Origin of the sequence: Mesobacillus harenae (assembly GCF_013343715.1) — a bacterium.
Taxonomy (GTDB): Bacteria; Bacillota; Bacilli; order Bacillales; family Cytobacillaceae; genus Mesobacillus_A; species Mesobacillus_A harenae.
In genome coordinates this window covers 1-12,942 of sequence record NZ_JABUNR010000006.1, presented here as the reverse complement: position 1 = coordinate 12,942, position 12,942 = coordinate 1, and the positions used below count along the sequence as shown (strand labels likewise).

Below are 12,942 nucleotides of genomic sequence, written 5' to 3'. Positions count from 1 at the left end.
TTGCAGAATTTAAATTCGCATTGTGCGTCCCCTAGGACCCACCAGTTGAGGCAGCTGGTCATAGGCTTCTTCTACCCATTCAGCTAGGATTGGCCTAGTCCTTCTAGGATCAATCATCTCCTCTATTCCAAATCGTTCCGCCGTTCTTAGTGGTGATTCAAACCGCTTATAATAATCAATTAGATCTTTAAGTTTCTGTTCAGGATCTTCTGCGTTTCCTAGTTCTTTTCTAAATGCTGCTTCTACTCCTCCTTCAACAGGAATTGAACCCCAGTGTGCTGAAGGCCAAGCGTACCGGACATTTGCTCTTCCACGCGGTGCATATGCTGCACCCGCTACACCAAAAGATCTTCTTATAAAAACCGTACTCCAAGGTATATTTACTTGGGATAAAGTCATCATGGCCCGAATTGCCTTCTTTATCGTTCCTTTTGCCTCTGCTTGAGATCCAATGGATACACCTGGCTGATCCACTAGATTGACAATCGGCAAATGGAAGGTGTCACATAGATCCACAAAGTTCTCTATCTTTTCAGCTGATTCGGCACTCATTGACCCACCATATATGTATGGATCATTTGCCATAATTCCGACTGGATAGCCATTGATTCTGCCAAACATTGTTATCGTTGATCTCCCATAATGCTTTCTCATTTCAAATAGGGAATCCTTATCAAAAATTAACTCTAAAACTTTTCGCATTTTATAGACTTTTCTTTTATCACGAGGGATGATTGAAGCAAGTTCGTCCTCACAGCGATCGATTGGATCAGATGATGGAATCCGAGCTGGAAGTTTGTAAATGTTAGAAGGTAAGTAGGATAAAAACTTTTTTACTTGATTAAGCGCATCATATTCATCCTTCGCTTCATTATGGACTGCGCCACTCTTATGGACATGGACTTGACTTCCGCCAAGCTCTTCTTTTGTAACATTTTCTTTGACCCCTGGGGCAACTACCTGAGGACCGGCTGCGAATACTTGGCTTGTTCCTTTCACCATCACAGAGAAATGAGAGGCAACAACACGGAGTGCACCAAGGCCGGCACAAGGACCGAGTGCCACTCCTATAACGGGAATCTGTCCCATCATTTCCGCCATATTCCACTGAGCATAGCCTGGTATTTTGGTTGATTGATTTTTCTCCAGTAAACGTATACTTCCTCCAGCTGCATCAACCAGGCGAATCAATGGAGCTTGCAGGTCCAAAGCAAGATTTTCTGCAAATACCATTTTTTCTGGAGATGCTGCTTCCGAAGAACCACCTCTTACTGTGAAGTCATCTGCAGAAACAACAACCTTTTGTTTTTTTATTTTCCCTTTCCCGATTACAATATTGGATGGTATGGAGTCTATGAAATTTCCATCTTGATCGTAATTTGCTTTTCCAGTTAGAGCACCATATTCGTGGAAACTTCCTTCATCAAGTAATGAATGAATTCTTTCTCGAGATGTAAGTTTCCCAGAATCATGCTGCCTTTTTATATTTTTTTCTCCTCCAAGCTTTTCAGCATATTGCTGTCTTAGTTGAATTTCATCCAATTCAGCCTGCCAAGTATGTTCATGTTCACTGTTGGTTTTATCAAGGTCTTTCTTTTGGTGTAATTCAACATTATTGTCCATCTTTACCTCCGTCTTCCCTTATTGTTTCAACACTATCCTTGCATCAACAGCTACTGCTCCATAGCCATTTTCTTTAAGAATTACTGGATTGAGATCCATTTCTACAATTTGTTCATTTTCCATGGCCATAGCAGAAACTTTTTGGCTTAAGGAGATTAGCGCGTTCACATCAGCCTGTTTTCTTCCACGGAAACCATTTAACAAAGGAAAACCCTTTAACCCTTCTATCATTTTCGAAACATCTTCCTCTGTTAAAGGACAAATTCCTAGTTGGACATCCTTAAATAACTCAACAAAGATTCCGCCTATTCCGATAACTAGGACTGGACCAAAGATGGGATCTCTTTTAATCCCCACCAATATTTCTTGCACACCCTCGATCATCTCTTGGACCACTACACCTTCAATCTCATTGCGGAGTACACCTTTTCTTGCAGCATTCTCATAAATACGATCATAGGCCTGTTCAACCTCTTCTACTGTTTTAAGCCCTACCTGCACACCTCCAAAATCACTTTTATGAACAATCACTGGAGAAACAACCTTCATGACTAACGGGAATTGCATGGTTCTAGCCTGATTAACTGCTTCCTCTTTTGTTCTAGTAAAAGCGTATTTATTTAGATTAATATTTTGGTCTTCCAACAGCTGCCTGCTTTCAATTTCATTCAATATGATTGTTTGCATTTCCGCGGTTTCCATGTAGACCCTCCATTTCTTAATGGTTTACAACGCTGCTAATTCCATCTAACCCTTGTTCAATCGTTGAAAAAACAGGAATACCTTGACTCTCTAATAGTTTTGCGGCTTTAAATCTTATATTTTCTACCTCTGGATCTCCGTTATATCGTAATACACCGATAAGATTCGTTTTGGTCCGGTCAACTACTTTTAATTTCTCTATCATTTTTTGGACGATATTCTCTAAGTCCATATAATTCATGATAGGTATTAGATTAAAATGAAAAAGCAGATACCCTACCTCTTCATCTTCACAGAGTGTTTTTACAACCTCTCCAAATAACTTTCCTTCCTCGGCGGCCAGCTGGCCGGCCGGCATATCAATAGGGTTTATATTCCGTCCATTTTCAGCTACTCCTAAACTAGTTAATTTCTCAGCTGATTTTGGTTGCAGTTGTGCTAATTCTATGTTCACTTCTTCACAATAGTCCGTCGCAAGCACCGTTGCTCCACCACCATTGCCAACGATTGCAATTTTCTTATCGACAAAACGTTTAATTTTTTGTTGACTTAACAATGTGATCAGCATCTCTTCAATACTAGTTACCGGGATAGCCCCTGTCTGTTTAAATAACGCATTCCAAATTTGAAAATCTCCTGCCACACTTCCAGTATGCGATGCAACCGATTGAGATCCTGATGCTGTTCTGCCGCCTTTTAAGATGACCACTGTTTTTTTAGAGGCGGCTTTTTGCAATGCCTTCACGAATTTCCTGCCATTTCTTACACTTTCAATATAAAAGCCAATGATCTCTGTTTCCTCATCATCAGCTAAGTACTCGAGGTAATCTGAGTGGTCTAAATCAATACAATTACCAACCGAAATCACTTTGCTATAGTGAATGCCCATAATATGGCCTCTAGTTACCATGTCAAAAGCAATTCCTCCACTTTGAGAAACAAAGGCAATGTTACCCGTTTCTTTAGAAGCTCCTTTTGTAAAATTAAGTCCACTAGAGGGACAATATGTGCCAATGCAATTAGGTCCAATGATTCTCATTTGGTAATGATGTGCTATTTCCACCATTTCCCTTTCAATTTGTTCCCCTTTCTGCCCCATTTCTCCGAATCCAGCTGAGTAAATTTGTACGACCTTTACACCTTTTTCACCGCACTCTTTCACTACTTGAAGAACCTTACTGGCTGGAACAATAATTGAAGCACGATCAACCGGACCAGGTACATCTAAAATGGAAGGATAAGCTTGCTTTCCTTGTATAATCGATTCTTTTGGATTAATAGGATAAATCTCACCTTTAAAGCCTGAATGTATTAGCAGACGCATTTCAGCCCCGCCAAGTCTAGGACCATTTGATGCACCTATAATTGCAATTGAATTAGGTTTGAATGCTGCTTTCAATGAATCTTGTAAAGGTAGAGTTGCACTCTCCATGATCTTCCCCCTTATTAACAAAAATTTATAGGGCTTAGCTTCTGTTTTATGAATCCTAAGCCCTAATACATGAAACTAGGACACTAGTTTATTATTCGTATGCACCATCGATTCTATCGTCCCAAATTCCTATCTCTTTATAATATTTAACAGCTCCAGGATGGTATGGAAAATCTGTACCTAATAATGCATTTTCTTTCGTCCACTGTGATGCTGCAGGGTGTACTTTTTCAACGTCAGGAGCATTTTCGATAAAGATTTTGGTTAGGTTATAAGCTATTTCTTCAGACATTTCCTTATGAACTACATATCCAGCCGGAGAGCCGGCCGTTAAAATCTCTTCGGTTTGCCCATCATAGATCCCAGCTGGGATTTTTGCATCTACAAATCTTCCGCCAAAATCTTCACTCAGTTTCTTAACATGTTCGGCATCAACCTCTAGGAAAACGAGATCTTTTTGTGTAGCTAATGACAAAATCCCTGGATTAGGCAGCAAGGTCGTAATTAAGATGGCATCAACCCGATTATTCTGGATTGCATCCACAGATTCTGTAAAGGATAAATATTCTGGCTTAATATCCTCATAATTCATTCCATAGGCAGCAAGAAGACTTTTTGATACTAATTCAGTTCCGCTTCCAGGTTCCCCAACGGATACTTTTTTGCCTTTTAAATCGTCAAACGTTTTTATACCACTTTCTGCAGTTGCCACGACATGCTGCAGGTTTTGGTGTCCAGTAGATATATATGCAAGTGTTTCCTTAAGCTCTGGCTTATCCTTGAATGATGCATCCGCATTTTTCCCACTTGTAGTTCCGATATCTGCTTGTTGTGTTGCCACTAATATAGCATTTTCCCCATAGCCAGCACTGCCTACTACGGTTACTTTAGAACCGGGAAGCTCTTTCTCAATTACTTGAGCATAGCCTCCGCCTAAAGCGTAAATGGCCGATGATGTATTACCTGTGGTTAATTTTAATGAGACTTTTTCAGGCTTATCCGTTTCAGAACCCTCTGAATTTGACTCTTCTGTATTTGAACAAGCTGTCATAAAACTAAGTAGTAACACCAACATTAATAATGATAATTGCTTAGTCTTTTTTCTCATTTGAAATTCCCCCTTATTTTTTAAAAGACTGCCTTCACATCTTGATGATCTATGACCCTCCTTTTCCTATTTATCAATTGATAAATTAATACAGCTGAAAACAACCCTACGCCAAATATGTCAGTTATTAAACTAGAATCAATTAATAACAGTGAAGAGCCAATAAGCAGAATCCTTGAAACCAGGTTCGTCTCGTAAATTAAATATTTTTGAGCACCTGCGGCTAATCCAAAAGTTCCAATTAAGGCAGTGAATAACGCCATCAAAACCTCCACTGGTGATCCCATCATAAGAAGTGCATCATTCCTAACGAACATATATGGAACAATAAAACCAGCTAAACCTAATTTTACAGAGACCATTCCTGTTTTTAGCGGATTCGCATTTGCAATCCCAGCAGTAATGTAGAAGCAGCCTCCGATTGGAGGAGTAATCAACGCTAATACCCCAAAATATAAAACAAACAGGTGAGCGGCAATTGGCTGTATGCCAAAATCTATTAAAGCAGGTGCCACCAAAATAGCCAGAATAATGTAGCAAGCTGTAGTCGGAAGACCCATTCCAAGGACAATCGAACTAAACATCGTCAAAATTAATAGTAATAGGAGTGAACCGCCTGCTAAATTAATTAACATTGAGGATAGTTCTAATCCAACACCTGTTAAGTTAATAATTCCAACAACAATCCCAGCTAAAGCACATAATGCAACAATTGCAAGTGCTCCCCTTGCACCTTCTTCAAGTGCAACCAAGATTTTTTTCGGTGTCATTCTTTGACCCTTTCTTAGCCAACTTACTGCTACAATGAAACCAATCGTAATTACTGCAGAATACAGCGCAGTAAACTTAAAGACAGTTAACAGCAGCACTAGTACGATCGGAGGAAGAAAGTGATGGAAGTTTTCCTTTAATAAAGGCCCCATTCTTGGTATATCTTCATCTTGCACTGGCTCCAGTACTAATTTTTTAGTTTCGAAGTAGATCATAAAAAATATTGTAATGAAAAACAGAAACGCTGGTATCAATGCGGCTTTCATTATACTTACGTATGGTACTCCTAAAAAATCGACCATCAAAAAGGCGGCTGCTCCCATTACAGGCGGCATAATCTGGCCACCAGTTGAAGCAATTGCTTCAACGCCGCCAGCGAAATATGGTTTAAATCCAACTCGTTTCATAAGTGGGATCGTAAATACACCTGTAGTTGCAGCATTGGCAACTCCACTTCCAGAGATCATTCCCATTAAAGCGCTTCCAAGAACACCGACATAAGCAGGGCCACCTTTTAATTTACCAACGAATGCAAGTGCAAATTTAATATAAAATTCACCTGCTCCAGATTGATTAAGAAAGGCGCCAAAAAGAATAAACATAAATACAAATGTTGCTGAAACTCCGATAATTGATCCGTATAAACCTTCAGTAGTTAAATACATGGAGCTTATAAAGCGCGAAAATGCTACACCTGAATGCTCAAATAATCCTGGTAAATAAGGTCCCAAGAAGACGTATGAGATGGCAGCAAGTGTTAAGATCGGCAGACCCCAACCTGCAATTCTCCGTGATGCCTCCAATGATGCAATAATAATGATGGTTCCAAAAAAGATATCTAATACCGTCGGGAAACCAAAACTTACAATTAACCTCTCAAATTGTTTGACGATATAAATGGTTGAAATAACGGAGGCTCCAATGAATACCAATTTAATAAGAGTTTCTTTTAGGGTTCCATTCCACCCTTTTTTTGTGGGGTAGATCAAAAACGTCAATACTAAGCCAAACCCTAAATGAACGGCTCTTTGCTGCATGAGTCCCAGACCAGAAAAAAGTGAGATATACAATTGGTAGAGCGACATGGTAATTGCCAGTATAGTAATGAACTTAATGACTGATTTTGGCATCTGTTTACCAGGAGACACATCATTTGTCATTTCCAAGCAACCAACCCCTTTCAACTTAAATTGGATTTCTTTGCAGCTATAATCTTTTTGCATTTTTTGAATCTTCTGACTATAATAATAATATTAGATGATGAATCAAAATAAGTAAAATTGATAATTCCTATGTTCATCATAGGTAATAATAATGTATTAAGAATTCACTTTAAAAAAGCGAATTCAATATTACTATATAAATGTAACAATAATTATTTATATAAGTTATTAAATAAACAGGGGGATCTTAATGAGAATCGAACAGCTTGAATATTTAGTTGCGATCAGTCGCTCTGGTTCATTCTCAGAGGCTGCTGCGGAGCATCATATTACCCAACCCACTATCAGTCAAGCAATCAACAGCTTAGAAGTTGAATTAGAAACAAAAATCTTTCACCGGTCAAGAAAGGGTGCAGAGGCCACAACTGAGGGTAAAATTGTAATCAAAAAGGCACATGAAATACTATCTAAACTGAACGAATTAAAAGAAGATATTAAACTTCATTCCGAGTCTTTAACTGGTTCGTTAAAATTAGCCATGGTACCAAGCGCGTGTTCAGCCCTGTTGCCAAAAACACTTGCAAACTTTAAAGCAAAATATCCCTTGGTACATATTGAAATTATCGAAGAAGGATCGCAACATGTAAATAAAGACGTTCTCGTCGGAAATGTTGATTTCGGTGTCATAGCTATACAGAGCGGAACTTGGAATGAAGATGCAAGTCTACACTTTGAAGAGTTGATAGCCAGCGAAGTTAAAGTTTGTGTCGGCAAAAGCATTAAATTAGAAAATCAAGGGTCCATTACTCTTTCAGAAATTATTAAACAACCTATAATTATGTTTAAATCTGGTTACAATATGAGTAATTTTATGATAAATCTTTTAAGTGACTATGGAAATTTAAACATTCTATTTACCTCTGACAACACAGAAATTGCAAAAAAAGTTATAGTAGAAGGAGTTGCTATTGGCTTTTTTACAGAGTTGTCCTTAAAGAATGACCCATACTTATTAAATGGTGATTTGATTGCGTTAGATATAAAAGACTACAAAAGAAAAATAACTTTGGGATTGATACGTTCAAAAAACAAGCATTTTTCAAAAGCAGCCGAAGAATTTGTTAAAGAATTAATTCAGCAAGCAAAGGTATATCACAGTTAATAAGTAGAAGTCACAAACGGGTCCAATGGTTCAAGCTAAGTACAGAAGATATCAAATGGATTAAACAGGGTCAGTACACTGAAGAAATTTCAAACACCCTTATCGACCAAGGGACTGATGAAGATGTTTTACTCACCCCTTAAGCAAATCGACTTTGCCATGAATCTAATCAATAAACTAAGCCAGAACTATCAACTAGCCATAGATCCCTCGACGCTCACTGTAAAAGATCTAAATAGATTACAAGTCTACTTCAAATATAAGAATCAAGGCGCACTCGTTAACCTTGTTAAAAAAGGCGTATTGAAGCCGAGGAAAGCAGTTGCTAATAAATGAAAAAATCCCCGGCATATGTACCGGGGATTTTTAGATTTAAACTTGGTCCCATAATTCAAAAGTGATATCATTATCATAGAAAAGTTATTGTTGGAGGCTACCATGAAAAAGGTTATTAAAGTTGTTGCTGCTATTATTGAAAATGATCAAAATGAGATTTTATGTGCACTTAGATCCCCTGAAATGGCAATCCCGAATATGTGGGAGTTTCCTGGTGGCAAAGTGGAAAAGGATGAGGATATCTACGCTGCCCTTGTAAGGGAAATTGATGAAGAACTGGGTTGTGAGGTTAAGGCGACTGGCGAAGTTTTCAACGACAATACACACGAATACGACACTTTTACGATTAACCTAATATCTATTAAGTGTTCTATTGTCAAAGGCAGCCCAATGCCGAGTGAGCATTCAAAGCTGCTTTGGCTGAAAAGAGATAATTTAGACTCGCTGAAGTGGGCGCCAGCCGACATTCCAGCAGTTGAACAATTAATCCACGAAAAAATAGTCTTCTCAAATTGAGAAGACTATACTTTTTTAGTGAATTCTGTATATAGGCTTGGTGGTACCTCATGCTCTAACTCCATTTTTACTGTGATCGGTTTATCCCCTTCAAATTGTACGGAATTTCCTTTACCAATATAAATATAGGGCTCCGTCTTTCCATCAATCTCCTTGTACTTTCTTATGAACAAGTGGAGATTGATTCCTCTTTGTTTATTGTAAATAATGTTTTTCCCTCTTTCAGATTGTTGAGTAGTATTATTTACGGACTGCCACTGGAATTCGTGTGGATTAAAGAACTTATCATTGTAATTGATGCTTTCTTTTACATCGGCCTCCTTATGTAAGTCTATGAATAGAAAAAATTCATTCCCATTTACAAGCAAACCCGATCCTCTAAACGAACTATGAATCTTTCTGTAATTGGATAAGAAGGCAGCATCGATCATTTGATATTGCTCATATAGCTTAAAGTGAGGAATACCATAATATTCTCCTTTAAATTCCTTTTCGTAACGGAAAATTCCATATGAAATAATGTCTTCAATATATTTTCGATATTCATCATTTCCTAGCAAGTCTATAAGAAGTTGCGTTTTAACCAGTTGTCCGTTCTCATAATGAAATAGTTTTGGTTTGTTTTTGACCTGCACACTATCATAAAAGTTCTGATTCAAACACTCAAAGCTATGTAAAATAGTATCTGCATCAACGCTTTTGATCATCTTTAATATTTGTTGCTTGGCAATTTCCATATTGATTTGCTCATGCTCCAACAAATATCTGATAATCACAAACTCATGAACACGTTTAAGTGGTAGCTTACTTGATAATTCCTTTAAGGCGCCTTCAAATTTTTCGTTAAGTAGTAAGCTTTTGAGATGGTCATCCTTTTCCACCTTGGCAACGAATTGAATATACGTTTTTTCTCGATCAATAAATTTTACCGGATCAGGGGCCCCATCATACTTTAAGTAATCCAATAATAAGTAAGGAATCCGGCCTTGGTTCAACTTCTTAAATTCAAAGTACTCTTCCTTTAAGTACTTCATTGAATTAAAATTTTCAGCATCAATTTGCGCCAAAATTCTCTCCTGTGAAATCTTATCCATTTGAATGTGAGTACATCCTGGAATATTAGCAAATCCTGTTACAATTGCCACCTTCAAGCTTTCTTTATCATAGTATCTGCTTCCATTCAATGCTAAGGCAATTAAGAAGGTTTTATTGTGATTCCCAATAAAATCAAGCACGGTTAAAAAGCTCTTATTCGCATGCTTCCGCAGCCCTCTCCCTAGCTGTTGAATAAACACGATCGGTGAATTGGTTGGTCTTAGCATCAAGACTGTATTAATGGAAGGAATGTCTACACCTTCATTAAAAATATCAACAGTGAAGATAAATTTCAGTTCATCCTGCTCATCTTCTAATTTGTTTATAAATAATTGCCGTCTATCAGATGAATCTTCCCGATATAAACAAACACTGTTGTATCCTCTTTTATTAAATTCACTTGCCATATATTGTGCATGCTCAATACTTGCGCAGAATCCAAGTCCTTTTGTTTTCTCTCCATCATGACCATAGAAGTTCATCTTTTCTATGATAAAATCAACACGTTCATTCACTTTTAAACGTTTTGTGATTTCACCAATATCGTCTATATTAACGTCACTTAAATCAATGCCGTCAATATCCGTAATTCCAAAGTAATGAAAAGGAATTACGAGTTCATCCTCGAGAGCCTCATGCAATCGAACTTCAAGAGCCACATTATTATCAAAAAGATCAAATACGTTACGGCTGTCACTTCGTTCAGGTGTTGCGGTCATTCCTAAAGTAAACTGAGGTTTAAAGTAATCTAATATCGTTTGATAGGTTGAACTAGTCGCATGATGAGCCTCGTCTATTATGAGGTAATCAAATTCACCTTTTTCAAATTCATGAAAACATCTAGAAATTGTTTGAATGGTGGCAAATACATAATCAACATTTTTTTGTTTATGATTACCGGTAAGCAACCCAAAAGTAAGACCGTCATTTGGAAGAAGTATTTCAAAGGTTTCCTTAGCCTTCCTTAGGATTTCTTCTCTATGGACAACGAACAGAAGTTTCTTCGGTTTATAGCTTTTGACGTCAAAGGCAGACATATAAGTTTTCCCTGTGCCGGTTGCTGCAATGACAAGTGCTTTACTTTCTCCAAAGTTTCGAAGCCGGTCAAGATTTTCAATGGCCCTCTTCTGCATTCTATTTGGAATAATGTATTGTTTGTCCTCATAAATCATTTGATGGGTCAATGTTGTTTTTTTGAAACTGTTTAGAAATTCCTCATACCTTTTAATGAAGTCTTGGTCGGCATCTACACTAATGTTCCAGAGCTTATCGTATTCCTTTAATACGTCTTTTATAAAATAAGCATCCTCTTTTGAGACGATCTCAACGTTCCACTCTATATTACTCTTAAGAGCGCTTTGCGTAATATTAGACGACCCAATAATCACCTTATAGCTATCTTTATATTCAAAAATATAGGCCTTTGTATGAAAACCAATCTCTTTATCTGTTACAAAAACCTTTAATTCCACATTGTTAAACTCTCTTAATTTCTCCAAAGCTTTTGCATCAGTAAAATTAAGATATGTGGACGTAATAATCTTCCCTTTTATCCCTTTTTCTTCAGCTTCTTTAATTGGATCTAGTAAAAGCTGAAGACCGCTAAAATTGATAAATGCCACACTGAAATAAAATCGTTCACATTCACTGATCGATTTCACTAACTCTCTTAATAAATTCCCTTTATCTGAATTCACGATTAACTTCTTCTCGACAGCTTCCATGGTTATCTCCTGACTGTACGTATCATAAAATATTAGATTATGTAAAATTGTACTATATATGGGATTAAATATGTATAAAAAATATACCTTAAGATTTATACCATTCGTTTTTCATACGATTTAAAAAAGAATCCCTGTTGCCTAAACAGAGATCCCCTAGGAAATAGATTTTATTTAGCTTTCCGCTCAAAATGATAATGGAGCCTATATTTCAACTATCTCTTGGGATCATTGATAAAGCAGTTCCTCATCTCCTGCGACGATATCAAAATTAATCTTGAAGATTCCGTCTTCGAAACTCGTTAATCCCTCTGGTCCTCTATCCCACATTGTCATCGGCATCTTTGCAATAAGCTTGCTAACAGCATCTTCATTATATTCCCATAGCCTTTTGGAAGACTTGTCAGAGAAATCAATTGTTCCGAATGTCCAGCAATGTGTGAACAATCTGGATGTAAAGGTTATTGATTTCTTAAGATCAAATTCTTTTAGTGTACACCTCTCCAGATGTGATCACATGCTTAACGTAGAAATTGAGGTTAATTTTTAATTGATAGATTAATTCCATATTGGATGTTCACAATTTGTACTTCCTTCTTTTATTTTCATTCAACTGCATACATAAACAAATAACTTTATAATATGAATATAGGCTTGTTGATCTTTTATATTTAAGCTACTAATATACTTTGATTTATATTCATAATAATTTTGAACTGATTAGAGGTGAAATTTATGACACAAATGGCGTGCAATAAATGTAAAAAAGTTCTAAATCCTGAGGAAATAATTAAAACTGATGAATTTAAGGAATATGGTTCAAATGTGAAACAGTATTGCACTAACTGTTTTATCAGGGAAGTTAAACACGGCTTCGGTAACTACAATATAGGTAATTGTGAAGTCTGCAATAGCCCATTAATTCTACAATATGATTATGAAGAAACCATCTCATTGGCTCAAGACGACTATACAGTTAATTACGTTTGTAAAAAGGTTAAAGAGGCAATGGATAATGGGAACGATGATGAAGTTGAGCGTTTGGACCAAGAGGATCATGACTGGTTAATCCTATATACTATTCAACCTGATCCAGAAGAACCAGATGATTTTGCCTAAGTTATAAATAAAAGGATGGGAGATTCTATGAGCTATACCCCGTATAACGGACACTGATAAAAAAGTGTCCCTTATACGGGGTTTTTTGTGTTTCAATAGAATTATTGAGGGGACGGAGGAGTATCATGGGGAAGAATTTATATACCGATTTTCAGATAAAAGAACTTGAAAAGAATCCAAATGTTTTAAGT

The 12,942-nt window shown here is 37.0% G+C and carries 9 protein-coding genes; 3 read left to right on the top strand and 6 right to left on the bottom strand.

Annotation, left to right across the window (positions count from 1 at the left end; genetic code table 11):
* Positions 1–9: 9 nt before the first annotated feature.
* From HRJ06_RS08680 to HRJ06_RS08660, 5 genes are all read right to left on the bottom strand, one after another.
* Complete coding sequence (locus tag HRJ06_RS08680; protein WP_174732003.1) at positions 10–1,623, bottom strand: acyl-CoA carboxylase subunit beta; 1,614 nt, start codon at positions 1,621–1,623, stop codon at positions 10–12.
* Between the two features lie 18 nt (positions 1,624–1,641).
* On the bottom strand, positions 1,642–2,325 hold the full coding sequence (locus tag HRJ06_RS08675; RefSeq protein WP_174732000.1) for an acetate--CoA ligase family protein: 684 nt from the start codon (positions 2,323–2,325) through the stop codon (positions 1,642–1,644).
* A 16-nt stretch (positions 2,326–2,341) separates the two neighbouring features.
* Entirely contained in the window at positions 2,342–3,757 is a 1,416-nt protein-coding gene (locus HRJ06_RS08670; RefSeq protein ID WP_174731998.1) for an acetate--CoA ligase family protein, read from the bottom strand.
* A gap of 91 nt (positions 3,758–3,848) precedes the next feature.
* The gene (locus HRJ06_RS08665; RefSeq protein WP_174731995.1) at positions 3,849–4,865 is read right to left on the bottom strand and encodes a TAXI family TRAP transporter solute-binding subunit; all 1,017 of its coding nucleotides are present in this window, start codon (positions 4,863–4,865) and stop codon (positions 3,849–3,851) included.
* A 20-nt stretch (positions 4,866–4,885) separates the two neighbouring features.
* Positions 4,886–6,796, bottom strand: a complete 1,911-nt coding sequence (locus HRJ06_RS08660) for a TRAP transporter permease (RefSeq protein ID WP_242035186.1) — start codon at positions 6,794–6,796, stop codon at positions 4,886–4,888.
* A 253-nt stretch (positions 6,797–7,049) separates the two neighbouring features.
* On the opposite strand from HRJ06_RS08660, the gene HRJ06_RS08655 reads away from it, so the two are divergent.
* Both HRJ06_RS08655 and HRJ06_RS08650 read left to right on the top strand, forming a co-directional pair.
* On the top strand, positions 7,050–7,961 hold the full coding sequence (locus HRJ06_RS08655; protein ID WP_174731989.1) for a LysR family transcriptional regulator: 912 nt from the start codon (positions 7,050–7,052) through the stop codon (positions 7,959–7,961).
* 438 nt (positions 7,962–8,399) lie between these two features.
* Positions 8,400–8,813: a (deoxy)nucleoside triphosphate pyrophosphohydrolase gene (locus tag HRJ06_RS08650; RefSeq protein ID WP_174731986.1), complete on the top strand. Its 414-nt coding sequence runs from the start codon at positions 8,400–8,402 to the stop codon at positions 8,811–8,813.
* Positions 8,814–8,818: 5 nt separating this feature from the next.
* Here the strand turns inward: HRJ06_RS08650 and HRJ06_RS08645 are convergent, their stop codons facing one another.
* Positions 8,819–11,632 (bottom strand): DEAD/DEAH box helicase, encoded by a 2,814-nt coding sequence (locus HRJ06_RS08645; protein ID WP_174731983.1) that lies wholly within the window; start codon positions 11,630–11,632, stop codon positions 8,819–8,821.
* 735 nt (positions 11,633–12,367) lie between these two features.
* Between HRJ06_RS08645 and HRJ06_RS08640 the strand changes: the two genes are divergently transcribed.
* The gene (locus HRJ06_RS08640) at positions 12,368–12,751 is read left to right on the top strand and encodes a hypothetical protein (RefSeq protein ID WP_174731980.1); all 384 of its coding nucleotides are present in this window, start codon (positions 12,368–12,370) and stop codon (positions 12,749–12,751) included.
* Positions 12,752–12,942: the final 191 nt, after the last annotated feature.

Coding starts and splice junctions, on each gene's coding strand:
- HRJ06_RS08670 (WP_174731998.1), bottom strand. CDS start 3,757: ATGGAGAGTGCAACTCTACCTTTACAAGATTCATTGAAAGCAGCATTC.
- HRJ06_RS08675 (WP_174732000.1), bottom strand. CDS start 2,325: ATGGAAACCGCGGAAATGCAAACAATCATATTGAATGAAATTGAAAGC.
- HRJ06_RS08640 (WP_174731980.1), top strand. CDS start 12,368: ATGACACAAATGGCGTGCAATAAATGTAAAAAAGTTCTAAATCCTGAG.
- HRJ06_RS08660 (WP_242035186.1), bottom strand. CDS start 6,796: ATGACAAATGATGTGTCTCCTGGTAAACAGATGCCAAAATCAGTCATT.
- HRJ06_RS08650 (WP_174731986.1), top strand. CDS start 8,400: ATGAAAAAGGTTATTAAAGTTGTTGCTGCTATTATTGAAAATGATCAA.
- HRJ06_RS08680 (WP_174732003.1), bottom strand. CDS start 1,623: ATGGACAATAATGTTGAATTACACCAAAAGAAAGACCTTGATAAAACC.
- HRJ06_RS08655 (WP_174731989.1), top strand. CDS start 7,050: ATGAGAATCGAACAGCTTGAATATTTAGTTGCGATCAGTCGCTCTGGT.
- HRJ06_RS08665 (WP_174731995.1), bottom strand. CDS start 4,865: ATGAGAAAAAAGACTAAGCAATTATCATTATTAATGTTGGTGTTACTA.
- HRJ06_RS08645 (WP_174731983.1), bottom strand. CDS start 11,632: ATGGAAGCTGTCGAGAAGAAGTTAATCGTGAATTCAGATAAAGGGAAT.